Origin of the sequence: Marinobacter sp. (assembly GCF_040904845.1) — a bacterium.
GTDB lineage: Bacteria > Pseudomonadota > Gammaproteobacteria > Pseudomonadales > Oleiphilaceae > Marinobacter.
Window position 1 is genome coordinate 1 of sequence record NZ_JBBDSR010000029.1, and the last position, 24807, is coordinate 24807.

The 24807-nt window shown below is 58.2% G+C and carries 20 protein-coding genes; 14 read left to right on the top strand and 6 right to left on the bottom strand.

The window, feature by feature from the left end; all coding sequences use genetic code 11:
- Positions 1-169 precede the first annotated feature (169 nt).
- From WD429_RS03000 to WD429_RS03020, 5 genes are all read left to right on the top strand, one after another.
- Positions 170-1279, top strand: a complete 1110-nt coding sequence (locus WD429_RS03000) for a PspC domain-containing protein (RefSeq protein WP_368420695.1) — start codon at positions 170-172, stop codon at positions 1277-1279.
- Between the two features lie 38 nt (positions 1280-1317).
- On the top strand, positions 1318-2895 hold the full coding sequence (locus tag WD429_RS03005; RefSeq protein ID WP_368420696.1) for a PQQ-dependent sugar dehydrogenase: 1578 nt from the start codon (positions 1318-1320) through the stop codon (positions 2893-2895).
- Positions 2896-2991: 96 nt separating this feature from the next.
- Positions 2992-3606, top strand: a complete 615-nt coding sequence (locus WD429_RS03010) for a LemA family protein (RefSeq protein WP_368420697.1) — start codon at positions 2992-2994, stop codon at positions 3604-3606.
- Entirely contained in the window at positions 3606-4355 is a 750-nt protein-coding gene (locus WD429_RS03015; RefSeq protein WP_368420698.1) for a YgcG family protein, read from the top strand. The genes WD429_RS03010 and WD429_RS03015 overlap by 1 nt, the downstream gene beginning before the upstream one ends.
- A 64-nt stretch (positions 4356-4419) precedes the next feature.
- Entirely contained in the window at positions 4420-5037 is a 618-nt protein-coding gene (locus tag WD429_RS03020) for a TPM domain-containing protein (protein WP_368420699.1), read from the top strand.
- A gap of 24 nt (positions 5038-5061) precedes the next feature.
- Here WD429_RS03020 and WD429_RS03025 read toward each other — a convergent pair whose 3' ends face one another.
- Positions 5062-7704 carry a mechanosensitive ion channel domain-containing protein gene (locus tag WD429_RS03025; RefSeq protein ID WP_368420700.1) on the bottom strand — a complete coding sequence of 881 codons (2643 nt, stop codon included), beginning with the start codon at positions 7702-7704 and terminating at the stop codon, positions 5062-5064.
- Positions 7705-7962: 258 nt separating this feature from the next.
- Between WD429_RS03025 and WD429_RS03030 the strand changes: the two genes are divergently transcribed.
- On the top strand, positions 7963-8388 hold the full coding sequence (locus WD429_RS03030; RefSeq protein ID WP_368420701.1) for a CopD family protein: 426 nt from the start codon (positions 7963-7965) through the stop codon (positions 8386-8388).
- Between the two features lie 38 nt (positions 8389-8426).
- Here WD429_RS03030 and WD429_RS03035 read toward each other — a convergent pair whose 3' ends face one another.
- The gene (locus WD429_RS03035; RefSeq protein ID WP_368420702.1) at positions 8427-8906 is read right to left on the bottom strand and encodes a DUF2231 domain-containing protein; all 480 of its coding nucleotides are present in this window, start codon (positions 8904-8906) and stop codon (positions 8427-8429) included.
- Here WD429_RS03035 and coxB point away from each other — a divergent pair.
- Genes coxB through WD429_RS03055 form a run of 4 tightly spaced genes read left to right on the top strand, consistent with a single transcriptional unit; the run spans position 8892 to position 13336 of the window.
- Positions 8892-9659 (top strand): cytochrome c oxidase subunit II, encoded by a 768-nt coding sequence (gene coxB / locus WD429_RS03040; protein ID WP_368420728.1) that lies wholly within the window; start codon positions 8892-8894, stop codon positions 9657-9659. The genes WD429_RS03035 and coxB overlap by 15 nt on opposite strands.
- On the top strand, positions 9652-12168 hold the full coding sequence (ctaD, locus tag WD429_RS03045; RefSeq protein ID WP_368420703.1) for a cytochrome c oxidase subunit I: 2517 nt from the start codon (positions 9652-9654) through the stop codon (positions 12166-12168). The genes coxB and ctaD overlap by 8 nt, the downstream gene beginning before the upstream one ends.
- On the top strand, positions 12165-12521 hold the full coding sequence (locus tag WD429_RS03050) for a hypothetical protein (protein ID WP_368420704.1): 357 nt from the start codon (positions 12165-12167) through the stop codon (positions 12519-12521). Before ctaD ends, WD429_RS03050 begins: the two co-directional genes overlap by 4 nt.
- Entirely contained in the window at positions 12512-13336 is an 825-nt protein-coding gene (locus WD429_RS03055; protein WP_368420705.1) for a cytochrome c oxidase assembly protein, read from the top strand. Before WD429_RS03050 ends, WD429_RS03055 begins: the two co-directional genes overlap by 10 nt.
- 7 nt (positions 13337-13343) lie before the next feature.
- Here WD429_RS03055 and WD429_RS03060 read toward each other — a convergent pair whose 3' ends face one another.
- Positions 13344-15152, bottom strand: coding sequence for a glycerophosphodiester phosphodiesterase (locus WD429_RS03060; protein ID WP_368420706.1), 1809 nt, complete (start codon positions 15150-15152; stop codon positions 13344-13346).
- A gap of 45 nt (positions 15153-15197) precedes the next feature.
- Positions 15198-17048 (bottom strand): LTA synthase family protein, encoded by a 1851-nt coding sequence (locus WD429_RS03065; RefSeq protein ID WP_368420707.1) that lies wholly within the window; start codon positions 17046-17048, stop codon positions 15198-15200.
- Positions 17049-17210: 162 nt separating this feature from the next.
- Here WD429_RS03065 and WD429_RS03070 point away from each other — a divergent pair, with 162 nt between their 5' ends.
- A complete protein-coding gene (locus WD429_RS03070; protein WP_368420708.1) occupies positions 17211-18041 on the top strand; it encodes a hypothetical protein in 831 nt (276 codons plus the stop codon).
- 12 nt (positions 18042-18053) lie between these two features.
- Here WD429_RS03070 and WD429_RS03075 read toward each other — a convergent pair whose 3' ends face one another.
- Entirely contained in the window at positions 18054-18779 is a 726-nt protein-coding gene (locus WD429_RS03075) for a UDP-2,3-diacylglucosamine diphosphatase (protein WP_368420709.1), read from the bottom strand.
- Complete coding sequence (locus WD429_RS03080; RefSeq protein ID WP_368420710.1) at positions 18776-19285, bottom strand: peptidylprolyl isomerase; 510 nt, start codon at positions 19283-19285, stop codon at positions 18776-18778. Before WD429_RS03080 ends, WD429_RS03075 begins: the two co-directional genes overlap by 4 nt.
- Positions 19286-19422: 137 nt before the next feature.
- Between WD429_RS03080 and WD429_RS03085 the strand changes: the two genes are divergently transcribed.
- The 3 genes from WD429_RS03085 to WD429_RS03095 all read left to right on the top strand — a co-directional run bounded on the left by WD429_RS03085 (position 19423) and on the right by WD429_RS03095 (position 24767).
- On the top strand, positions 19423-21102 hold the full coding sequence (locus WD429_RS03085) for a glutamine--tRNA ligase/YqeY domain fusion protein (RefSeq protein ID WP_368420711.1): 1680 nt from the start codon (positions 19423-19425) through the stop codon (positions 21100-21102).
- Positions 21099-22481 (top strand): cysteine--tRNA ligase, encoded by a 1383-nt coding sequence (cysS, locus tag WD429_RS03090; RefSeq protein ID WP_368420712.1) that lies wholly within the window; start codon positions 21099-21101, stop codon positions 22479-22481. Before WD429_RS03085 ends, cysS begins: the two co-directional genes overlap by 4 nt.
- A gap of 105 nt (positions 22482-22586) precedes the next feature.
- On the top strand, positions 22587-24767 hold the full coding sequence (locus WD429_RS03095) for a malate synthase G (protein WP_368420713.1): 2181 nt from the start codon (positions 22587-22589) through the stop codon (positions 24765-24767).
- Positions 24768-24807 lie beyond the last annotated feature (40 nt).

The window sequence follows — 24807 nt, forward strand, 5'->3', positions numbered from 1 at the left end:
CCCCCCCCCCCCCCCCCCCCCCCCCCCCCGCCCCTCGTTAAAGCAATTGTGCATTAATGACTTCGCAAACCCATCCCGAATCACTGCCTTAGTGCACTGGCGGAGCGGGTTTTTCGTGATATCTTGCGTTTAATTCCTGGTGGGTAAGGCGGTGGCCGGAGGAAAGCACTTGAAAAAAGCAACAGTGATACTCGCCCTGGCCTTGGTGCTGGCGGCACTGATCGGTGCTATGTCCCAGCCGATGGCCGTCGAGGAGAGGTTGGTGAGCGTCCACGCCCGGGAACTGCTGCCGGAGTTTGATGTGCTGCAAGAGGAGCCGATCGAGGTTCAGGCTGCTATTGTGGATCTGGGCGACGATCCCCTGGTCCTGTTGAAGGCTCGGGAGGCGTTGCTCGTCCATCCTGAGATGGCGCGGGTGATTTTTCCTCTTTATGGTGCCGAGCCTGAATTCCAGGATGTTTTGCGCCGCTATGGCGAGCAGGCCTTGCCACCTATTGACTACTTTCTGAGGGAACCTGTCCGCTCTATCGAGTGGATGGACAGCGCGTCGCGGCAGTATCAGCGGGCGAGAAATTTTGTCACCGAGCTGCGCGGGAAGAATGTCCGGGCAGCAGACCATGTGGGCCCTGATGACGCGTTGACACCGGAAGAGCGCGGCTGGTACGCGGTCAACTTCATCCGTGCGGAAGGACACGACTTTTTAGGCCAGTTTGTAGTGGATACGCAGGGCAGAACGCAGTGGGTGCAGACCGAGCGCGTTGTTGAAGGATTGGCGCAGTTCTTCACCAGTGGCGTGCGGCAACTGGAGACGAATGTCCGAACCGGCGCTGAGGTCAGCGTCAGTGATATTGGCTGGGCCTCGGTGGATGTGCTGGTGTTCGCCAGTGCCGTAAAACTTCTCAGGGCAGGGCGTGCCGCCACTACGGCAACCCGAGGGGCCGGGATGTCGACCCGGTCCGCTGCTCTGGCGGCGCGCATCACCGGTGGCGGGCGGCTGGTCCTTGGCAGTGCGCGCTATGCAAAATGGCCGTTGGTCATTGGTGCGGGGTACTTGGTACTGCGCCATCCCGATATTATCAGCGATGTGTTTGCGGGAATTGCAGATGTGCTTGGCGTTCCCCAGTGGCTGGCACAGATTGCCGGCTGGGTACTGATTCTGGTGCCAGTGCTTTATGTCATCAGCTGGTTGCTGTTGCCAGCCATCGCCCTGTTGCGGGCATTGGTGTTCTTGCTGGTCTGGATCACAGGCAGGCAGACTGGGCACTCGGAGCTTCGATAAATCACTTCAGACTGGCTCAGAAAGGGAGTAGGCAGGGTATGGAAAACCACGTGGGCTGGCGGACAATCATAGTCGGTTTTGCATTGGCATGGATGTTTGGCGTTTTTGCCGGAACCCTGGTACAGACCCAGTTCAACCTGCTGGCGCTTCAGGCGCTGGGGGTTGAGATCGGGTTCGGTGCCTGGCTGGAGACCAGTATTGGAGATCTGAAAAATTTTGCGCCACTTTACGCGGTGTTGTTCGGTGCCAGCTTTCTGGTGTCGCAACCGGTCGCTGCATGGCTCGTTCGCCGTTTTGGTTTTGCCTCACGGGCACCGTTTCTGGCTTTGGGGGCTGCCGTGGGCCTGTGGGTGACGTTTACCCTCGTTGACGCACTGGCCCCCATGCCGACGTTAATTGCGGCCACCCGAGGGGCGGGCGGTCTGCTGGCGATGTTGATGACCGCTGCGGTATCGGGCTGGATGTTTGCGGCTCTAGCCAGCAAGCATCCCTCTCGGCGCGGCGGGGGAAACGTGCTTGTACTGCTGGCGGTGGCATCTGGTGGTCTGGTGGCTCCCGATCAATCGCTGGCGGAGCAGGGTACCGCGTATCAGGTGACAACGATGGTGCGGGGGCTGGATCATCCGTGGTCGTTGGCCTTTCTCCCCGATGGTCGAGCCCTGGTGACCGAGCGGCCTGGACGGCTGCGTATTATCGACGAGGACGGTACTTTGCACTCTGACCCGGTCATCGGCGTTCCGAAAGTCTTCGTATCGGGCCAGTCCGGATTGTTTGACGTGTTGGTCGCGCCGGATTTCGAGCAAAGCCGACAGGTGTTTCTGGCCTACGCTTGTGGAACCGCGGCTGCCAACCACACCTGTATGGCACGGGGCAGGCTGGATCAGAGTCGTTTGAGTGGCGTTGAGGAAATATTCCGCAGTTATCCCGCCAAGAAAGGCGACGCTCACTACGGCGGCCGCATGGTGTGGCTGCCCGATGGATCGCTGATTCTGAGCCTCGGCGACGGTTTCGATTATCGGGAAGAGGCACAGAAGCTGAGCAGCCACATTGGCACCCTGGTGCGTGTTGAGCGGGATGGTTCTGCACCGGCCGATAATCCTTATATTGGCAGCCCGGACGCGCTTCCGGAGATTTTCAGTTATGGGCATCGTAACGTTCAGGGCCTGGTGTTTGACGAGAAGAAAGATCGCCTGATCGCCCATGAACACGGCCCCAGGGGCGGCGATGAGATCAATATTATCGAAGCGGGTAAAAACTATGGCTGGCCCGTGATCACCAAGGGGCTGGATTACACCGGTGCCCGGGTTTCACCGTTCACGGAGTACGATGGCATGGAGTCTCCGGCGCTGCACTGGACGCCGTCTATAGCGCCCTCGGGCATGGCGTTGTATAACGGCGATCTGTTTCCGGATTGGAGCGGCAGCCTACTGGTTGGCGCGTTGGCGGCCAAAAGCGTCCACCGGGTAGTGGTGTCCGACGACGGGGCCGTGGATATGGAGACATTGTTCAACGAATTGAACGAGCGGATCCGGGATGTGCGAGCGGGGCCAGACGGTGCCCTCTACCTGCTCACCGATAGCCCTCAGGGCCGTATCCTGCGTATAAGCCCGGAGTGAATGGGCCCGAGTAAACCCCGGTCCATGCGGTTTCTGTGTTAACGTCCCGGTATTAATCGATCTGGGCTCACCGACTCTTAAGGAACGGATACAATCATGATGAACAGTCCTGCCTTTTCTCGCCGCAATGGCTCCCGGTTGACGGTGCTCGCGCTGCTGGCACTGCTGCTGACCGGGTGCGGCATCAACAACATTCCCACCTACGATGAACAGGTGAAGTCAGCCTGGTCTCAGGTTGAAAACCAGTATCAGCGTCGGGCCGATCTGGTGCCCAATCTGGTGGAAACGGTAAAGGGGTTTGCAGAACAGGAGCGGGAAACACTGACTGCAGTGATCGAAGCCCGGTCCCGGGCAACCTCTATTCAGGTGGATGAAAGTATCCTCAACAACCCTGAACGGCTGCAGCAATTCCAGCAGGCACAAGGCGAATTGAGCAGTGCCCTGAGCCGTTTGATGGCGGTGTCGGAACGTTACCCGGATCTGAAGTCCAACCAGAATTTCCTGGCCTTGCAGTCTCAGTTGGAGGGCACGGAAAATCGTATCTCAGTCGCGCGGCGTGATTTCATCCAGGCAGTAGAGCGTTACAACACGGAAATCCGGACCTTCCCCGGCCGGCTCTGGCACAGCTTCCTGTACAGCGATATGGAACTACGTGCCAACTTTGAAGCAACGGCTCCTGATGCCGAGGAAGCACCGCAGGTGGAATTCTGATGGTTATGAACCGTTATCGTGGGTTTGTGTGTGCTGTTTTCGGGGTGCTGCTGGCGTCACAGGTTTTGGCGCAGTCCGGCCCTGAGTTTCCCGAACTGACCGGGCGCGTGGTCGACAACGCTGATATGTTGCCTGATAAGGTGGAAAGCCGGCTGGGCCAGATGCTGGAATCCCATGAGACGGCGACCAGCGAACAGGTAGTCGTGGTGACATTGCCGAACCTGCAGGGGCGGCCGATCGAAGAGTTTGGCTATCAGCTTGGCCGTCACTGGGGTATTGGCCAGGAAGGCGAGGATAATGGCGCATTGCTGATTGTGGCCGAAGAGGAGCGCCGAATCCGCATTGAAGTGGGTTATGGCCTGGAAGGTCGCCTGACGGATGCAGCCTCAGCAACCATTATCAACCAGGTCATTACGCCGGCCTTCCGCGCCGGCGATATCCCGTCTGGCATCGTTAATGGTGCGGAAGCCATGCTCCAGGTGCTTGGCGGTGAGCCATTAATGGCCCCGACATCCCGATCTTCCGGCCGCGAAGATCGCCCACACCCGGCCCTGGCGATTCTTTTCTTCGTGATTGTCATTATGTCGTTCTTTGGCGGTATGCGTGGTGGCCGTGGCCGTGCGGCGCTTCTCGGCGGCCTCGCTGCCGGAGCCATGATGGGCGGCCGTGGCGGCGGAGGCTTCGGTGGTGGTGGCTTTGGCGGCGGAGGTGGCGGCTTCGGCGGTGGCGGGGCATCCGGCGGATGGTAGTGTCGCGGCGGTCCACGACCCAGGCCAGTTTTACCTCTATTGATCGAGCGGGAACAATTTAACCATGAGTCTATTAAGTGCAAGCGAGCAACAACAGGTCACTCTGGCCATCGCCGAGGTGGAGCAGGAGACGGACGCGGAACTGGTGACTGTGCTGGCCGCCAGTTCCGATGACTACACCTATATTCCATTGTTGTGGGCGGGCGTTCTGGCATTGCTGGTGCCCGGTGCCCTCAATCTGTTGACAGGTTGGCTCGGGGTGAGCGGTTTGTTGGCAGCACAGTGGGGCACGTTCATTGTTCTTTGCCTGCTGTTCCGGTTGACCGGCGCAAGCGGGTGGCTGGTTCCCAGAGGAACCAGGTACTGGCGCGCTGCGAATATGGCACGGCGACAGTTTCTGGATCAGAATCTGCACCATACTGCCGGTGGCACAGGCGTCCTGATTTTTGTGTCGGAAGCCGAGCATTATGTGGAAATTCTGGTCGACCGCGGAATTTCAAGTCAGGTTGATAATAAGGTGTGGGAAGAGATAGTCGCTGACTTCACCAGTAAGGTTCGTCAGGGCCGGACCCTGGACGGCTTTGTCGACTGCATTCACGCCTGTGGGCAGCACCTTAAGACCCATGTGCCCGCCACCGGGGAAAAGAATGAGTTGGCTAATCACCTGATCATCCTCGAGTAACCCCGGCAACAGACGGGCGGCGGACTACTCGCTTGCTGGTCTGTCCCGGGTTGCCGCTTCTTTGTCAGAGATGGCTCGTACATGTATGTCCTGCTGAGGGAAGGGTATCTTGATGCCGGCCTCTCTCAGGGCACGGGTAATGGCGGAATGAATCTCGTGAGATAGGGGCATGATATCGAGCAGATCTTTCACGAAGACCCGCAGCTCGAAATCGATCCGACTCTCGCCCAGGCCGACACAGAACACCGCCGGTGCCGGGTCATCCACGACTCGCTCATTGCCATGGGCGACGTCGGTCAGAATTTGCTGTACCCGGTCCACGTCAGAGCCGTAGGCCACCCCCACATGAAGGATTACCCGGGTGATGGGGTCAGAGAGCGTCCAGTTGGTCAGATCCTGAGTCACGAAGGTTTTGTTGGGAATGATTTGTTCCTTGCGATCCCAGTCAACCAGCGTGGTGGCACGAATGCGGATGCGTGACACCGTGCCGGTAATTCCCCCGATGGTCACCGTATCCCCGACGCGGATCGGACGTTCAAACAGCAGGATAATACCCGAGACAAAGTTGGCGACAATCTCCTGCAGGCCAAAGCCGAGACCCACCCCCAGAGCCGCTACCAGCCATTGCAGCTTGGACCATTGCACGCCAATGACCGCCAGGCAGATGATCACGCCGAGAAACACCAGGATGTAGGTGGTAAGGGTGGTGATTGCATACCCTGAGCCGGGCTCCAGGTTCATTCGGCTGAGCACCATGACCTCGAGCGTGCCCGGCAGGTTTTTAACGGCCAGCACGGTACCAACACCCACGAGCAGGGCCAGCATGAGGTCACCGAGGGTGATGGGTAGCGGGTCACTGCCCTCGAGGTCCGTATTAATGGTCCACAGGGTAATGTCATCGAACAGTTGCAGCGCCGGGATCAGGCTGGCCCATAAGAACCAGAGACCGGTAATGGCGACAACCGACACGAGGATTCTCAGCAGCGCCGTGCTCTGCTGGCTGATGTCTTTCAGGTCCATCTCCGGCATATCCAGTGTCTGCGGCACGCCTTCGCCCGAGGATTCGGCGGCTTCTTTGGCCTCGGCGATTTTACGCTCTGCGGCGCGGTGCTCCAGTAGCCGTTCGAGAGTCAGGCGGCGCTCGCGTACAGACAGCGCTCGCAAGCCCAAGTAAAACAGCATGGCATTGAACGCGACCCAGCAGATACTAACAAACAGGTTTCGTTCCAGCTCCAGGGCGGTGTAGTGATAGCCCAGCAATGAGGCAGCGGCCAGTACCAGCGGTGTTGCCACCGCCAACACATGCAGCATGAACAGGAATTTGCTGCGTGGCCGGTCGGCCCGCGCCGCACCCATGATGCGTTGGGCAAACGTGGCCAGCGCAAAGGAGACGACGATAAAAAGCAGGCGGCCGAGGCTGCTGTCAAACTCGGCCCCGCCTGAGGTGGCCGTGGTTGGGACAATGACGGTGATCGGAATGATGACGGCCAGAAGAATGGGAATTTCCCGGCGAATGGCGCTGAGGGAGTCAATGTGCCAGTGAAAATGGGTGTCGCCCAGCCCCCCCTTGCGTGCGACCTTATGGATGAAGTCCAGCAGAAGGGAGACCAGCGCCGCAGCGGCAAAGCCCTTGGACAAAGCTGAGAAAAAATCGTTACCTTCCATCAGCAGCAGGGCCGCGATGGCGAATATCAGGACTCCAGGCAGTGCAAGCAAGAAACTATTGGCAAACGCAAACAGCGTAAAGGCGATGCGATCATGGCCTACATTTCCAACGTGCTCACTGTTTGCGGCCAGATTCTGTTTGATGGTGCGGCGTTTGAGAACCAGTAGCGCCAGTATAATGACCAGAAAGGCGATTCGCCCGCCCCGTTCCCGAACCGACATACCAATGGCGGCACTGAGTGGTTCCAGGCGCAGTTGGGTCACAAACCAGGTAGTGGCTTCAAACAGCTCTCTGACGGTATCCAATCCTGCGACGGACGCACTTGGTAGCCAGAACAAGCGCTGTTGCAACAGGGTCTGGTAAGCTTCAACGCGGTCCTGAAGTGCAGATACATTACTGTAGTAGTCGTTCAGCACCTCGATGTGTTCGGTGACCGCCTTGTGAAGCTGGCGGATCAGGTCGGCACGCTGGCTCCGCAGTTGATCCCGGGCACCGTCCCCCGGGTCGATGATCGCCTCGAATTCCTCCAGACGGAGCTGCTCCTCCCTTGCCGTCGAGAGCTTGGCCTCGATGCCTTTGATAAGATCCGTCGCCACCCCTTGTCGTTGAAGCCGTTCGAGTCGTTGTTTCAGCAAGGTGGCATATTCACCGGTCAGATTAAGCCCGGCTTTTTCGAGTCTTAATTCGAAGCTCTCATATTCATCCTCCAGGCGTTGCAGAAGAGATTCGGCGTAACCGAGGCGACCACGGGTGGCGATGACGGCGGCCTGCTGCTGCTTTAAATTGGATTCCAGGGATTGGACCTGCTTCCAGATATCTGCGTTGGCAGCGTCCGGAAGCTCAATTTCAGGCGTTGCCTCTGTGTCGTTCTCGAGCTCTGGCTTTACGGCTGGCAGGGCGGTTTCGGGCTCGGCTTTTTCACTTTCCGGGGTCTCTTCCGAAAACGCAGGCGTTGACAGGCTGAACAGGATAATGAAGAGCAGCGCGTACCTACCGGCCATGACACAGGGTATGCTCAGAGGGACCTCTGTCTGTGCTCCTCTCCCCGCGTTGGGTTGCATCTACCTCTTTCCCCTTTGGTCGCTTTTGTTTACATAACCATAACCTATGTTAAAGCATTTCGGAGCGGCGCGATTTAACATTCATTTAACAAATAAACCAATAACGCCGAGTAATGGACTATGCGCACAAAACGGTACCGCGACGCACCTGCTGCTGAAACGTCAACCCGCCATGACGCCAACTAGGAGGTTTTTAGGGTGAACTGGCTGCTTATTCTCCACATCTCGGCGTTGCTATTCTGGCTGGGCTTTCTGGTCTACCTGCCATCGCTGGTAACCCCCCGTCCTGCGCTGGGGCGCGGTTCACTCTCTCCCACGATTGAGCGCCCCCGTCTGGCGCGCATCATATTCACCCACGCGGCCACACCAACCGCTCTTCTGGCGATTATTGCCGGTACTCTGGTGTTTGTGGTGTATGACATCACCAGCCCCTGGCTGATCGTCAAACTGACCTTCGTCGTGTTGCTGGTAGTGAATCACATCCTGTTGGGCGTTCTGGTAGTGAGAGCGGAGGCGGGACGGGAAAAGCGCCTGGCCCAATGGTGTTTGTTATCTCTGCTGGCAAGCTTCACGTTGGCAGTCGCGGTTCTCTGGGTGGTACTGGCCAAGCCGGATTTCAAATGAGGTTAGCTCCAACGACGTTGAAATTGGTGGCTTTCACACTAGTTTTCCCGCCGCTCAGCCATTTTGTCCGGCGAGACCCCAACGGCCTGATCGTAAACCAGCTCCCCACCCATCAGGCTGGTAAAGCCGATCAAAAAGCCCGTCAGAAGCGACAGATATACCCCCCACGGTGCGATAATAATGGCTGGGTCACCATCCACTCGCAGAAGCCAGTTGAGCGTGGCAAGGGAGAGAAGGGTGACAGCAACAAGCGCATGGCACCATGCCAGCACCAGCCTTCGGATCTGCGACACGGTTATGAGATCAACCAGCCCGGCCGTGCCGGACAGCCACCCGCCAGCCATGCCAATCCCGCTAAGCCACAGCCCTGCTCGAGCCCAGAAGAAGTCCCCCGTGAATATGTAGGCTACGTCAGTCGCGATCAGGCCGAGCAACGCGGCAACCGGAAAATGGATCAGCATGGGGTGGATCGGGTGGCCCAGAATCGAGACCTTACTGACGATATGTTCCTCGGCCATACTTTCACTCCGCGCAGGCGGTGGACTGGAGATCAAAACAGGTTTTCTGTCTGTAAGAGACTAGCAGCACTGGCTTCCATTGGCACCTTGGTTGCGCTTCAAGGCTGCAGCCAGGAGTTTTCGATTCTCGCGCCAGAGTCCGAAAATGCTCGCGCTGTGGCTGGACTCTGGTGGGGGATGTTTCTCTGGTTTACCGTCGTTATGTTCGGTGTGGTCGGGTTGTGGCTCTACGCCATAAGCAGAACTCCGGAAAAGGTATCTGAGCCCCGTGCTCGAAAGCACCAGAAGCGCTGGGTTATCTGGGGCGGTCTGGTGCTGCCCATCCTTTCGATGACGGTGATTGTGGCGTTCGGAATCCCTGCCGGTCACCGGATGCTGCCGTTCGGACCGGAGGAGGGGGACGTGTTCACGGTGGAGGTAACCGCGCACCAATGGCGTTGGGAGGTTCATTACCCGGGGGCCGGAATCCGGTTGGAGGATGAGCTCCACATCCCGGCCCAGACCCCGGTCGATGTTCGCCTTACCAGCGCCGATGTCATTCACTCGTTCTGGGTGCCCCGGCTCGGAGGCAAGCTTGATATGCTGCCGGGGCGCACCAATGTGCTGCGCCTTCATGCCGACTCACCAGGTACCTATCGCGGCCAGTGCGCCGAATTTTGCGGCCAGGGCCACGCCCATATGAAGTTTACGGTTATCGCCCACAGCCCGGAAGACTTCCAGACCTGGGAGCAGCAGGAGCGTCCCGATGAGTAGTGCTTCAGACCAGTCGAATCACGAGCGGGAGAGGCAACTGGCCGGTGTCTGGGACAATTTGCCTGGTTGGGGCACGTTGGTGGCGGTGAATCATACCTCGGTGGGTCTGCGCTTCATGGCCACGGGTATGCTGTTTTTTCTGGTGGGTGGCCTGCTTGCCATGCTCATTCGTACTCAGCTTGCTCTTCCGGAGCAGACCATCGTCGAGGCCGGCCTGTACAGCCAGCTTTTCACCATGCATGGCACGGTGATGATGTTCCTTTTTGCCATCCCGGTACTGGAAGGCGCGGCGATGTACCTGATCCCCAAGATGATCGGTACCCGTGACCTTGTTTTCCCCAGGCTCAGTGCCTTGGGTTATTACTGCTACGTGTTTGGTGGTCTGATTGTGCTTTCCAGTCTGGTGCTTGAAATCGCGCCGGACTCTGGCTGGTTCATGTACACACCACTGAGCAGCAGCGATTATTCCCCGGGGCCCGGGTCGGATTTCTGGTTGCTGGGGATTACGTTTGTTGAAATATCGGCGATTTCCGCAGGGATTGAGCTGGTGGTTTCTATCTTGCGCACCAGAGCTCCCGGGATGTCGCTGAACAAGATGCCTATCTTCTGCTGGTATATCCTGGCGATGGCGCTGATGATCGTTTTTGGTTTCCCGCCGCTGATTCTCGGTAGCATTCTCCTTGAGCTTGAACGCGCCGCCGGGATGGTTTTTTTCGACACCACTGGCGGTGGCGACCCGCTTCTGTGGCAGCATCTGTTCTGGTTGTTCGGCCATCCAGAGGTCTACATTATTTTCCTGCCAGCGGCAGGGATTGTCTCCACCCTGATACCGGTCTTTGCCCGCCGTCCGCTTGTGGGCTATCACTGGATTGTGCTCGCCATTATTACCATGGGCTTTGTCAGTTTCGGGCTTTGGGTCCACCACATGTTCACGGTTGGTATCCCTCATCTGGCCCAGGCGTTTTTTTCCATCGCCAGTATGCTGGTGGCGGTGCCCACCGCCATTCAGATATTCGCATGGTTGGCGACCTTGTGGCAGGGACGCGTGGTCTTTGGCTTGCCCATGCTATGGATTGTGGGGTTTCTCGTCGTATTCGTCTGCGGAGGACTTACCGGAGTCATGCTGGCCTTGGTGCCCTTTAACTGGCAGGTCCATGACACGCACTTTGTGGTCGCTCATCTGCATTACGTTCTGGTGGGCGGCATGTTGTTTCCCCTGGTTGCGGGTTTCTATTACTGGCTGCCCCATGTTTCGGGCAGAATGCCTTCCTACCGAAGGGGGCGCTGGGGCTTTTGGTTGTTCTTCGGCGGCTTCAATCTGACCTTTCTGCTAATGCATCTCACTGGCCTGCTAGGCATGCCGCGGCGAGTGTATACCTATGAGGCGGGCCTCGGGTGGGACTGGCTGAACCTGCTGTCCTCGGTGGGCAGCTTTGTCATGGCCATCGGCGTCGCGGTGATCATCATTGATATCTTCCTGCACTTCCGGTTCGGTGAAAAAGCTTCGCAGAACCCCTGGGGCGCGGATACGCTCGAATGGGCGATTCCCATGCCGGTAAATTCCTACAATTTTTCAAGCATGCCTGAGGTGTCCGGCCGGCATCCGCTATGGGATACGCCACGGCTTCCCGAACGAATCTCAAAGGGGGAGTTCGGTCTGGCGCACGCCAACAACGGGCGTCGGGAAATCTACCTTTCTGATGCCATCACCGGCAAAGTCACAGCGCTGATTCATTTACCCACCAATTCATGGCTGCCGATGCTCACGGCCGGGGCGCTGGCGGTGGTTTGCCTGGCCCTGCTGCTGAAAATCTATCTCGCCGCGCTGGTGGCTGCGGCGGTGGCGTTGATGGTGGTGCTGAGGTGGGGTTGGGAAAACGGCGGGCACCCAAAAATTTCAACCGTGGGGGAAGACAATCCCGACGACCCGCCAGTGCACTCCCGGACTCTGGACGGGCCAGGGCTCTGGGGCATGAACGTGACGTTGATGTCTAACGGGACGCTCTATGTCTCCCTCATCTTTGGTTGGTTCTATTTATGGACCGCCGCCCCCCAGTGGGCCACACCCGACAAGGCACCGGTTTCCATTTCGCTGCTGACCGGCAGTGGGCTGCTGTTGACCGTTGCAGTTGGTATCTATCATAAAGCCGTGTCCCGGTTGAGGGAGGGTAACGATTCCGGGCTCAACCAACACCTCTGGGTGGCGGCTGGGGTGGCGGGCTTGCATTGGGCAATGCTCATCCTGGCGATCGTAAATAGTGGCCTTCAGCCCCGGGCGCTGGCCCACGATGCCGTCATTACGGTAGCGCTGGTGTATCTGGCTGTTCACAGTGGTTTGGCCATTGTAATGACGGCGCTTCAGGCCGTCCGAGCCGGGATGGGGTACGTGGGAAAGGCTCTGCCATATGAGCCGGTGGTCGTTCGACCCTTCTGGATTTATACGCTTGGGGTTTTCTGGCTCACAGTAGCCGCCTTTTTCCTGATACCGCTCGCCTGGTCGGTACCATGAGTACTCGCAGGCTGGCACCCATTCATCTCGTTCTTGGTCTGGTTATCTGGTCAGGTTGGTTTGTGTTGTTGTACGGCGGCCTGTCGGTGGCCTGTGAGTTTGCGCCGCCTGACACATCGCAGGGTGCCAGAACCTGGGTCAATTTTTTGATGATCGCACTGGCAATTCTGCTAACCGGGGTGTTGTTGTACGTTTCCTACCGGTGTTCCCAATGGGGGCTTGGGTCTGTGCCAGACCCCCCGGGCTCCCCCCGGGCGTTTATCCGAAAAATGGCGTTATCGGTTTATCTGATCTCCGCTGCAGGCGCGTTCGCGCTCGCTATTCCCGTCATGGTGCTGCCCCCATGCGTGTAGGTGATCGGTGGGCTCTGTTGGTTTGGGTGTTATTACTGGCTGGGTTTGCCACGCCGGCGTCCGGCCATAGCCCCAATGGGGACCCCGGGAGTGAGTTGCTGGTCTCTCTTGTCGGAATGGCCATGTTCTGTGTGCTGTGGCTGGCGTTTATACGAGGCGGGCGGAGCGCCCTGCGAACGCGGCGCTCCTGGCTTTTTCACGGCGGGCTGTTGATTGGGGTGTTCGCCATTTGGGGGCCGCTGGATCATTGGGCGAGCGAAAGCGCCAGCGCTCACATGATTCAGCACATGCTTTTTATCAGCCTGATGGCACCGTTGTTGGTTGTAAGCCGGCCTCTGCCACAAATTTTCACAGGGCTGGGTGTCAGTGCGCGCAGCGTGGGCCGGACGTTAAAGCTGATGGCCAACCGGCCCATGGCCTTGGGTTATCTTCATGGGCTGACCATCTGGGTGTGGCATTTGCCATTTTTCTACGTCCTTGCACTCAATGACCCATGGGTGCATTTCATTGAGCATCTGAGCTTCATTGCGACGGCGACGCTATTCTGGTGGGCCATTCTGAACAGCGCTACCCGAAATCTGGGCCTGTCTCTGTGCTCGCTGCTATTCACGCTTATGCATACCGGTATTCTGGGGGCGATACTGACGTTTGCGCGGGAACCGTTATACGGTGATCATTACGCCCTCGGAGACCAGCAGTTGGCGGGGCTGATCATGTGGGTTGTCGGTTCCTTTCCTTATGTCGCAGCATCGATATGGATTATGTGGGCGGGTTACCAGCGCCTGCAAAAAAAAGAGCCCTCCGACTTGGTATAACCGTCTTCTAGCGTAGCCAGTTGCGCAGCTTGATGGCCAACAGTTCGGTATCTGTGAGTGCGGCACGTTGTTCCAGCAGTTCTGCCAGCACATCCGGCCGGTCGGTAATAATATTGTCCACACCCATATCAATAAACCTCGACATCGCCGCAGGTTGATTCACTGTCCAGACATGGAGTTCGTTGCCGCTACGATGGGCCCGCGCCACGGCAGCGGGGGTTGCCCGGTTCATCCGCAGGGCCAGCACGTCGTAGTTGTCTTCCCACAGGGGCCCCACCACGAATTGGGCCAGCAAGGTGGTTTTCAGGCGCGGTTCCAGCTGTTTTGCTTTCTGTAACGTGGCCCAGTCCGCGGCGGCAATGATGGTGCCCTCCACAAAGTTTTCCCGTTGCAGAAGCCGAACCACTTCCTGCGCTAGATGGGGCGTGTTGCGGTCCGGCTTGAGATCGATGAACAGCCCCGCGCGGCCACGGACGGTGTTTATGGCTTCCGCCAGTGTCGCTATTCTTTCGCTGTTAAAGCGGTTTCCGAACCAGGTGCCAGCGTCACGGTCGCGGATGTCGTCATACTGTACGTCGCTGATACGCTCACTGAGACCAAAAATCCGGCTCATGTCCGAGTCGTGCCACAGTACTGGGACGCCGTCGGCGGTTAACTGAACATCTACTTCAACGTAGTCGGCACCGTCGTCTATCGCTTGTTCAATGGCGCTGAACGTATTTTCTGGCGCTTTGAAAGCGCTGCCTCGGTGGGCGGTAACGGTCACTTCTTCCTGTTGTCCCAGCGAATCCACCACGAACCAGGCCTGGCCAAGGGCGAGAATCACTACCAGAGCTTCCACGGCCCAGGCTTTAAGGCCCGCGTTTTCGGGCATCGGGTAACACAGAGATGGCTCCGGGACGGTTGCCTTGTTGCCAGAGGCGCGCTGATAAAGACTGACGATAAACGCGCCGTAAGCTGCTGTGCCAAAAAAAGTGACGACAATACTGATCAGAAGGTAGCTGGCAATGAATATCAGAATGAACGGTACCAGCACATCCGCGCGGTCCGGCAGGATAGTGAACAGGCCCGTTGCAATGTGATCGAACGCCAGTGTTACGACGACAGGCAACAGCAGCACAGCCGCCAGACCCCCCGTGAGCACGCCGGTGGCGTGACCCTTGTGCCCCCGGGTAAGTTGCGTGCTGGTGCGCAGCGCTTCCAGTGGCCGGGATTGCTCAAGCATCAGGCAGGGTACTGACAGTATCCAGCGAAGATATAAAGCGCCATTACACAGCAGCATGCTACACGATGCGACCAGGGCAATGGCGGCAAACCACCAGAGTTCAGGGGGCCTCTCCAGGCGCAACAGGTAGGGGTCGTAGGAAGACAGCAGCCAGGCCCAGGCCACGCCGATAGCAGCAATGAACGGCAGGGCAATCAGCAGGTGGGCGAACACCTGTATGATGGTCAGTTGCACCAACCCCGCACACTTACGGGCGGTCCCCCACAGTGCACTCATCGCTGTGCGGTAATGGCGGTAAGGCGGCGACGCGGCAATCAACGTCATGCCGGCCTGTTGGAGCAGAATGACCAGTACCGTGAGGTTCAGGGTGGCCACTACCCAGACCACGCCCCCGGGCGAGACCAGAAACTCCGCGATACCCCCGGTGCTGACGGCGGCCCGTCCGGTGACCGGACGCAGAGAGGCGAGCGCCCAGGTGACAGCGGGAGTCAACGCCGCCATCGCCAGCCCCGAAAAGAACAGGTAGAAGGTCAACAGGGCCCGGCGTCGGCTGTGCAGGATATCCAGTGTGCTGGTGATCAGCGTTTTCATAAATCGTTGAGTACAGGACTCCGAACGGGTTTTGGTTAGCGCGGGCTATTCCCCGGCGGGGTCAGGAACCGCTGCGCTTTCAAACAGGGCAAGTCGCTCTTCCAGAGACAGAAAAGGCGGTTCTTCCGATTCCTGGAATGAGCCGAAAACCCGCTTGGGGTCAAACGACCAGGATGTGCAGCGAGTCAGCATTTCAGTGCAGGACAATAGCTGCCCGCTCTCCCGCAGAAAATACTTCAGCCCGGTGTAGGTGTCCGCCAACAGGATGTCCCGGCGCTTGCGATCGTTGGCAACCAGCAGGCTGCGGCCGACCATATTACCGGCCTGATCGCCGTGCCCGGTGGCATCGAGTATTGTCATGGGTACGTCCAGTTGTGCGGTTATCGCGGATTCCGCTGCGTACCTGTCCAGGCGTTCGACGTTCGCGGGGCGTACGGCAAGTACGCCAAGATTGCTGTTCAGCGGCAGGGTTTCATGATCTTCGCGGACAAACCCGCCAGATTCATCCGAAGTAAGGATTACCAGCGTGTTGTCCAGAATGCCATGGCTTTGCAGCGTGTCCAGAAACTTGGTAAGCGTTTTTTCCATGACCTTCATCGCATTGCGACGCGCCTGCTGGGGCTGAGTCAGCGCCTGTGCAGCCAGTGATTCAGACTGGTCCGCCATCAGTTCCTGTTCAGCTTTTTCGCCAATGTCGTAGGGATGGTGGGTGCCTACGTTTAACAAGGTCACAAACCAGGGCGAGGTTCTCTGATCCAGTTTGGTGAGCCGTTCGGCGATGTCGCTGAAATAGACCGGGTCGGGCGGCCCCCACCCATCGATGGCGTCTTCACTGTCGAAGCGCTCCGCGCCTGTTACGTCGATGAACCCCGCCTTCGGCATGAACTCGTCTTTCTTCATGTATTGCAGGGGCGCAGCCTGCCAATAGGCTGTGTGGTAGCCGTTGTCGCGAAGTTTTCCTGGCAGGCAGTCCGGGTGGGTGCGATCTTCAGCAACATCCAGCATTTTGGTGGATGGGCGCCGAAAATCGGGGTAACGGCCACAGAGAATGGCAAAGGTGCCCCGGTCGGTTTGGCGTTCAAGGCTCAGGGTGTTCTGATAGAGCCTGAAGCCACGGTCATGAAGGGTCGACTCCAGATCGTCGAGTATCACGGCGGGTTTCAGCCCATGGTATTCGCTGATGCTCGGAAAATAACCACCAGACAGGCCCTCAATCATGATTAACAGAACGTTGGGGTTGTCTCCATTCGGGCGGGAGGTGATTTGTTGGTGGAAGAAATTGGTGCGGGATTCGAGGCTTTCATCCGACTCCACCGCTTCGTCGCCGATGGCGACCCCTAATGGGTTAACGATGGTGCCTGGAATCTGGGAAAACACGCTGGCCACCACATTGTTGGCCGGAGTGGTCAGGCTGGGAAAAGACACGGAGTAAATCGCGACCACGGCGATGGCAGAGACCGTAAGCCCGGCAAACCCTCGCGGGGGGTCGGTAATCAGTGCCCGGTGCGCTTTGTGCAGGGCCCAGGCGAGAGCAATATAGAAGGGCAACAGAAACAGATAAACATTGATCAGGCTGCCGGTAATAAAGGTTGGGTCCATGCTCTTGCCGGCAAAGGCCAGTTGGAACAGGGTGCCGTGCGCGGTCAGGTGCATGCCGGCTACGTACGCGGCACATCCCAGGAGAACGACCAGTGCAGCTCGAAACGGACCTTTGGTGATAGTCAGCAGCACCGCCAGGATGAATGCACCGGCAAGGTCGCCGCCAAAGCTGCCGACCGGGCTCGGCCAGACCCCGCTTTGCAGGATTACGCCGGCACGGATCAGTAACAACCAGCCGAACGCCAGTAACAGGGTCAGTAAAAAGCGACGGTCCCTCAGGACCGTAAAAAGTTTCATGTCTGTGGCATTCCTGTATCGGGCCTTTGTGTACAGTATGCGCCTGTCATTCCTGGCTTCAACTTTTCCGGGGGTGATCCGGTAACTGTCTGACGCAGAATTAATCTGCAGGTTAGCCAGCGGATGATTAAATGAGTGTTTTACGCGGAACAGGATGGTTGGATGCGCATCTGGATACTGGGTTTGATGCTTGGCTTTACGGTTCACTTGGGCGTGGTGGCAGCTTCGGAGACCAAGGCGTTGCGGTTAGTGCTCTCGGAAACCGAGCTGGAATGGGTTGGCGCTCAGGTGTTTCGCAACGAATGTGCCGGGCGTCACGAATGTCTCGTGCACTGGAATAAAGGCGAGGCGTTTCCGTCTCTGGGTATTGGGCACTTTATCTGGTATCCCGAGGGCGTCAGTGATCGCTTTGTTGAAAGCTTCCCAGCCCTGGTTGAGTACATGAAATCGCGCGCAGTGGCGGTGCCGCGGTGGTTGAATGCTACGCCGGTACCGGGTGCTCCCTGGGGTGACCGCATTGAGTTTCTGTCTGGCCCCAATCACGATCAGGTCAATGAATTGCGGGAATTTCTGGCAGCCACGAAGGGAATGCAGGCCGGGTTTATCGTCCGTCGAGCACGGGACTCGCTCCAAAAGGTTGTGGCGGCCGCGCCTGCCGATGAAACGGACCTGATTCGTCAGCGCCTCTCGTCGCTGAGTGACACGCCCGGTGGCACCTACGCATTGATTGATTATGTGAATTTCAAAGGGGAAGGGCTCTCACCGGACGAGCGTTACCAGGGCCAGGGGTGGGGGCTGCTGCAGGTGTTGAGGGCGATGTCTGGTGTGCCTGAGGTTCCGGTTCTGGAGCAGTTCCGCGAGGCCGCCGCCCGGGTCCTGACCCGCCGGGCCAGGAACGCGCAGGCTTCGATTGAACGCGAGCGTTGGTTACCGGGCTGGCTCAGGCGGTTAGAGACATACCGGGAGCCGGTGGTGCCGCCTCCTGAACGCTGACAGCGCGCTCAATCACAGTGGCGCCTTATCCAGTACGGGGTCGTTGCCCGGTTCAACGGCCAGCCACCATAGGTGGGTGTCCCAATCGCCCAGTACAATGCGCTTGGCCGGCTTGCCGCTGGCTTCAAGCGGATGCTCGGCAGGGCGGTGGGTGTGGCCGTGGATCAGCCGCTGCACGCCATGCTCCTCCATTACCTTGACCACTTCTTCCGGGGTAACGTCCATGATGATCTCTTCTTTGCCCTGGTTTTTGGCCATGCTGATTTCCCGTAACTGACGGGCCATCTGTTGGCGATCTGCCAGTGGGCGCTGGAGAATCATCTGCTGCCATTGCGGGTTGCGCATGTTCTCGCGAAACTTCTGGTACTCCACGTCGGCGGTGCACAGGCTGTCACCGTGCATCAGCAGGGTGGGGGTGCCGTACAGATCGACCACGGTGGGGTCATCCAGCAGGGTGGCACCGGCACGGGCGCAGAAGTCTTCGCCGATCAGGAAGTCACGGTTTCCGTGCATCAGGAAAATGGCGGTTCCACTGTCACTGAGGATTTTCAGGGCGTGTGCGACTTGGTCCTGTAGTGGCGTACGCTCATCGTCTCCGATCCAGGCCTCAAAGAAATCCCCGAGGATGTAGAGCTGTTCCACGCCTCGGGCCCGAGTTTCCAGAAAGCCCAGAAACGCTTCGGTGATGTCCGGTCTGGATTCTTCCAGGTGGAGGTCGGAAATGAACAGCGTGGTCACGCTGCGCCTCCGTCTCCGATGACCTCCGCCTTTTCAATCACCACATCCTCGGCAGGCACGTCCTGATGGCCGGCACGCATGGTGGTGCGAACCGCGCGAATGGCTTTGACGGTGTCCATGCCTTCAGCCACCTTGCCAAAGACACAGTAACCCCAGCCTTCGGCATTCTTGGCGGTGTGATCCAGAAAACCATTGTTCTCGACGTTGATAAAGAACTGGGCTGTGGCGGAGTGCGGGTCCATGGTGCGGGCCATGGCAACGGTGCCCTGCATGTTGCTCAGGCCGTTGTCTGCTTCGTTCTGGATCGGATCACGGGTTTTTCGCGGTGTCATCCCGGGCTCGAAACCGCCACCCTGAACCATGAAGTTGCTGATAACACGGTGGAAAATCAGTCCATCATAGAAGCCGTCACGGACGTACTGCTCGAAATTTTTTGCAGTCTCTGGCGCGTTTTCGTAGTCCAGCTCCAGTGTGATGTCACCGTGCGAAGTTGTCAGCAGAATCATCAGGGTTTCCTGTTTAGAAGGTTGAATATGGCTAAAACCGACATTGTACTGAAGACTTTCCGTGTGTGCATGAGTTAGAGCAGGATTTGTGGGTATAATACGCGGTTTCAGATCCACTCCCTGTTAACAGAGAATCTATGAGCGCCGAGTCGAAGAAAGCCCATAACTTTATTCAGAGCCTGATCGAAGACGCCATTGCCAAGGGTGAACACACCGGCCAGGTGGTGACGCGGTTCCCGCCCGAGCCTAACGGTTATCTGCACATTGGCCACGCCAAGTCCATTTGCCTGAATTTCGGCATTGCCGATACCTTCGGTGGCGAGTGCAACCTGCGTTTTGATGACACCAATCCTGAGAAAGAATCCCAGGAGTACATCGATGCCATCAAGCAGGACATAGAGTGGTTGGGTTACACCTGGGCCGGTGAGGTCTGTTACGCCTCCGGTTATTTTGACGCTATTTACCGTTTTGCCGAAGAGCTGATTGAAAAAGGCAAGGCGTATGTGTGTGCGCTGACGGCTGATCAGATGGCGGAATACCGTGGTTCGTTGAAAGAGCCCGGTAAAAACAGCCCGTATCGGGACCGGCCAGCCGAGGAAAGCCTGCAACTGTTTCGCGACATGCGTGACGGCAAATACCAGAATGGTGAGTTGGTGTTGCGGGCAAAGATTGATATGGCCTCTCCCAACATCAATCTGCGTGATCCGATTCTGTACCGGATTCGCTACGCGGACCACCACCAGACCGGTGACAAGTGGTGCATCTACCCGATGTACGACTTTACCCATCCGATTTCCGATGCCATGGAAGGAGTGACCCACTCCCTGTGTACGCTGGAGTTTGAAGATCACCGCCCGCTGTATGACTGGGTGCTGGAAAACATCTCCGGGCCTTGCCAGCCACGGCAGATCGAGTTCGCCCGCCTGAATCTCAACTACACCATTACCTCCAAGCGCAAGCTCAAGCGCCTGGTGGATGAAGGGTTTGTCGACAGCTGGAATGATCCGCGCATGCCGACGATCTCCGGTATGCGTCGTCGCGGTTTTACGCCTGAATCCATCCGTACCTTCTGTGACATGATCGGCGTTAACAAAGCCGGTGGCACGGTGGATGTGGGCATGCTGGAACACGCCATCCGCGAGGACCTCAATACCCGGTCGCCTCGTGCCATGTGCGTGATGCGCCCCTTGAAAGTGACGCTGCTCAATTACCCTGCGGATGCCACCGAAACCCTGGTGTTGCCGGTGCACCCCCAGAACCCGGACATGGGCGAGCGGGAAGTGACCTGGAGCCAGGTTCTGTTTATTGACCGCGAGGACTTTGTTGAGGAGCCGCCCCGGAAGTGGAAGCGGCTGGCACCGGATCAGGCCGTTCGCCTGCGCGGCGGTTATGTCATGACTTGCCGCGAAGTGATTCGCGACGATAGTGGCGAGATTGTCGAGCTCAAGTGCGAGTACGATCCCAATACGCTGGGCGTCAACCCGGAGGGTTACAAGCCCAATGGCGTCCTTCACTGGGTGTCGGCCACCGACAGCGTGGAAGTGGAAGTCAATCAGTACGATCGCCTGTTTAACCACGAATCGCCGGACAGCGACAAGGAAGGCGATTTCGTCGACCACATCAACCCGGACTCTCTGGAGCGCCTGGAAGGTGCCCGTGTCGAAAAAGGGTTGGCACAGCCGCGCACCGACATACCGTATCAGTTTGAACGTGAAGGCTATTTTTTCTGCGATCAGGAACTCACCGAGGGCGCTGGTCGCCCGGTGTTCAATCGCACTGTCACACTTCGTGATTCCTGGGGAAAGGGGGGCAAGTGATCCGCATCCACAACACGCTCACGCAGCAAAAAGAAACCTTCAAGCCCATCGAGCCTGGCAAGGTGCGTATGTACGTGTGCGGCATGACCGTATACGACTACTGCCATCTCGGCCATGCCCGGGTGCTGGTGGCTTTCGATGTGATTACCCGATACCTGCGCCATCGTGGGTACGACGTGCACTATGTGCGCAACATTACCGATATTGACGACAAAATTTTGCGGCGGGCGGATGAAAACGGCGAAGTGTATACCGATCTGACTCAGCGCATGATCAAGGCGATGCACGAAGATGAAGCCCGCCTGGGCGTGCTGTCGCCCACGGAAGAACCCTGCGCCACCGCCTACATCGACGAGATCATCGCGATGATCCACAAGTTGGTGGCCAGCGGCCATGCCTATGCGGCGGGCAATGGCGATGTCTATTTCGCCGTTGAATCCTACGAAGGCTATGGCAAGCTCAGCAAGAAAAAGCTCGAGGACCTGGTAGCCGGTGCCCGGGTGGATGTGCAGGAAGCCAAGCGCAGCCCGGCGGATTTCGCGCTGTGGAAAGCCGCCAGGCCAGGGGAGGTCAGTTGGGGGGCACCCTGGGGCGATGGCCGTCCGGGCTGGCATATCGAGTGTTCCGCCATGTCAAACTGCTGCCTGGGCGAGACCTTCGATATCCACGGTGGTGGGCCGGACCTGCTGTTCCCGCACCACGAGAACGAAATTGCCCAGTCCGAATGCGCCAATGGCCAGCCCTTTGTCAACACCTGGATGCACGCTGGTGCCATTCGCGTTAACAAAGAGAAGATGTCCAAGTCTCTAGGCAATTTCTTCACCATTCGCGAGATTCTCGAGAAATATCAGGCGGAGGTGGTGCGCTACTTCCTGGTGTCCAGCCATTACCGCAGCCAGGTGGATTATTCCGAGGACAATCTGGCAGAAGCGGGCCGCACGCTGACCCGTCTGTACCATGCTTTGCGTGGGGTTGTCCCGGGCAAGAATGTGGCCGACACTGAGCACGACACGCGCTTTGAAGAAGCCATGGGCGACGATTTCAACACCGCCGGAGCCATTGCCGTGCTCCATGCCGTGGCTAATGAAATCAACCAGCACCGCCGTGAGGGCCGGGAAGATGCCGCTAGAGACAGTGCTGCCGTGTTGGTGCGTCTGGGGGGCGTTCTGGGGCTTTTACAGCAAGACCCCGAAGCTTTCTTCCAGGCAGATACTGGCGGAGAGCTGGCGGCGGATGAGATTGAGGCCATGATCCAGGCTCGGGCCGATGCCCGCAAGGCGAAAAACTTCGCCGAAGGTGACCGCATCCGCGATGAACTGGCGGAAAAAGGCATTATTCTGGACGATTCCCGCGAGGGGACGACCTGGCGCCGGGGCTGACCTTATACGGATTTTCACGTATAATCCGGCACCTTATTTAGCAGTAGCAGAACAGCTCCCCATGTCAGGGGGAGCCGGGAAACTAACCCACTGAGGCAAACAACGATGACAGAACGCGTACAAGTCGGCGGCATTCAGGTCGCGAAGAACCTGTATGATTTCGTGACCAACGAAGCCATCCCGGGTACCGGGGTCAATGCAGAGACATTCTGGGCGGAATTCGACAAGATCGTAAACGAGCTGGCACCGCGTAACCGCGAGCTGCTGGCCAAACGCGATGCCATTCAGGAAAAGATGGACAGCTGGAACCGTGACCATAAAGGTCAGAAGCTGGACATGACCGAATACAAATCTTTCCTGAAAGACATTGGTTACCTGGTCGACGAGCCGGGCGAGTTCAAGATCTCCACCTCTAATGTCGATCCGGAAGTGGCCACCATGGCCGGTCCGCAGCTGGTGGTTCCGATCATGAACGCCCGCTTTGCATTGAACGCCGCCAACGCGCGTTGGGGCAGCCTGTACGACGCACTGTACGGCACCGACGTCATCTCGGAAGAGGGGGGTGCCGATAAGGGCCGCGGCTACAACCCGGTGCGTGGTGCGAGGGTTATCGAGTTTGCCCGCAACCTGCTGGACAGTTCGGCACCGCTGGCCTCCGGAAGCCACAAGGATGCCGCCAGGTACCTGGTCGACGGTGGCAAGCTGGTGGTAAAGCTGCAGAACGGTGAAAGCGCTGGTCTGAAAGACGAAGCCGGCTTTGTAGGCTACACCGGTGCCGCCGACGCCCCGACCGGTATCTTGCTGGTCAAGAATGGCATGCACTTTGAGATCCAGGTTGATGCCAGCCATCCGATCGGTAAAGACGACGGTGCCAACGTAAAAGACGTGCTGATGGAGTCCGCGCTGACCACCATCATGGACTGCGAAGACTCTGTTGCCGCCGTTGACGCGGACGACAAAGCGCTGGCTTACCGCAACTGGCTCGGCCTGATGAAGGGCGACCTGCAGGAAACCTTCGAGAAGGGCGGTGAGCAGCTGACCCGCAAGATGAACGCTGACCGCAGCTACTCCGCGCCGGATGGCGGCGAACTGGCCCTGAAGGGGCGCAGCCTGATGTTCATCCGTAACGTTGGCCACCTGATGACCAATCCGGCGGTACTGCTGAAAGATGGCAGCGAGATTCCCGAAGGCCTGATGGACGGTTTGATCACCTCGCTGATCGCCATTCACGACCTGAAGGGCGATGGCCAGTTTCAGAACAGCACCACCGGTTCCATGTATATCGTGAAGCCGAAGATGCACGGCCCTGAAGAAGTGGCGTTCACCAACGAATTCTTTGGTCGCGTTGAGGATGCGCTTGGTCTGCCGCGCTTCACCCTGAAAGTTGGCATCATGGACGAGGAGCGTCGTACCACCGTCAACCTGAAGGCCTGTATCCATGCCGCCAAAGAGCGCGCGGTCTTCATCAACACTGGCTTCCTGGACCGCACCGGTGACGAGATTCACACCTCCATGGAGTTGGGGCCGTTCATTCGCAAGGGGGCGATGAAGCAGGCCACCTGGATCAACGCCTATGAGCAGTGGAACGTCGATATCGGTCTGGAAACCGGTTTCCGAAGCGTGGCGCAGATTGGTAAAGGCATGTGGGCCATGCCGGATCTGATGGCGGGTATGCTGGAAGCCAAGATCGGTCACCCGAAAGCCGGTGCCAACACCGCCTGGGTGCCTTCTCCGACGGCGGCTACCCTGCACGCGACGCACTACCATCAGGTCTCAGTGGCCGATATCCAGAAAGAGCTGGAGAGCCGCACCCGCGCCAATCTGGACGACATCCTGAGCGTGCCGGTCATGGACGATTCCGGGTCTCTGTCCGCAGAAGATATCCAGCAGGAGCTCGACAACAACGCCCAGGGTATCCTTGGCTACGTTGTGCGCTGGATCGATCACGGCGTTGGTTGCTCGAAAGTGCCCGACATCAATGACATTGGTTTGATGGAAGACCGGGCGACGCTGCGGATCGCATCCCAGTTGCTGGCTAACTGGCTGTATCACGGCATTTGCTCCGAAGAGCAGATCATGGAAACCATGAAGCGCATGGCCGCGGTGGTCGACAAGCAGAACGCCGGCGATTCCGCTTATCGTCCAATGGCTGGAAACTTCGATGACAGCATCGCTTTCCGGGCTGCATTGGATCTGGTTCTGAAAGGGCGCGAACAGCCGAATGGCTACACTGAGCCGCTGCTGCACGCGTACCGTCTGAAAGCGAAGGCCAAGCACGGCCAGTAAGCTTCAGCAGTGCACAAAAAACCCCGCTTGCGAGCGGGGT

What these genes read in the sequence shown, in the direction of transcription:
- WD429_RS03005 (WP_368420696.1), top strand. Translation starts at nt 1,318, where the DNA reads ATGGAAAACCACGTGGGCTGGCGGACAATCATAGTCGGTTTTGCATTG.
- WD429_RS03010 (WP_368420697.1), top strand. Translation starts at nt 2,992, where the DNA reads ATGATGAACAGTCCTGCCTTTTCTCGCCGCAATGGCTCCCGGTTGACG.
- WD429_RS03015 (WP_368420698.1), top strand. Translation starts at nt 3,606, where the DNA reads ATGGTTATGAACCGTTATCGTGGGTTTGTGTGTGCTGTTTTCGGGGTG.
- WD429_RS03020 (WP_368420699.1), top strand. Translation starts at nt 4,420, where the DNA reads ATGAGTCTATTAAGTGCAAGCGAGCAACAACAGGTCACTCTGGCCATC.
- WD429_RS03025 (WP_368420700.1), bottom strand. Translation starts at nt 7,704, where the DNA reads ATGGCCGGTAGGTACGCGCTGCTCTTCATTATCCTGTTCAGCCTGTCA.
- coxB (WP_368420728.1), top strand. Translation starts at nt 8,892, where the DNA reads ATGTTCCTCGGCCATACTTTCACTCCGCGCAGGCGGTGGACTGGAGAT.
- WD429_RS03035 (WP_368420702.1), bottom strand. Translation starts at nt 8,906, where the DNA reads ATGGCCGAGGAACATATCGTCAGTAAGGTCTCGATTCTGGGCCACCCG.
- ctaD (WP_368420703.1), top strand. Translation starts at nt 9,652, where the DNA reads ATGAGTAGTGCTTCAGACCAGTCGAATCACGAGCGGGAGAGGCAACTG.
- WD429_RS03050 (WP_368420704.1), top strand. Translation starts at nt 12,165, where the DNA reads ATGAGTACTCGCAGGCTGGCACCCATTCATCTCGTTCTTGGTCTGGTT.
- WD429_RS03055 (WP_368420705.1), top strand. Translation starts at nt 12,512, where the DNA reads ATGCGTGTAGGTGATCGGTGGGCTCTGTTGGTTTGGGTGTTATTACTG.
- WD429_RS03060 (WP_368420706.1), bottom strand. Translation starts at nt 15,152, where the DNA reads ATGAAAACGCTGATCACCAGCACACTGGATATCCTGCACAGCCGACGC.
- WD429_RS03065 (WP_368420707.1), bottom strand. Translation starts at nt 17,048, where the DNA reads ATGAAACTTTTTACGGTCCTGAGGGACCGTCGCTTTTTACTGACCCTG.
- WD429_RS03070 (WP_368420708.1), top strand. Translation starts at nt 17,211, where the DNA reads ATGCGCATCTGGATACTGGGTTTGATGCTTGGCTTTACGGTTCACTTG.
- WD429_RS03080 (WP_368420710.1), bottom strand. Translation starts at nt 19,285, where the DNA reads ATGATTCTGCTGACAACTTCGCACGGTGACATCACACTGGAGCTGGAC.
- WD429_RS03085 (WP_368420711.1), top strand. Translation starts at nt 19,423, where the DNA reads ATGAGCGCCGAGTCGAAGAAAGCCCATAACTTTATTCAGAGCCTGATC.
- WD429_RS03095 (WP_368420713.1), top strand. Translation starts at nt 22,587, where the DNA reads ATGACAGAACGCGTACAAGTCGGCGGCATTCAGGTCGCGAAGAACCTG.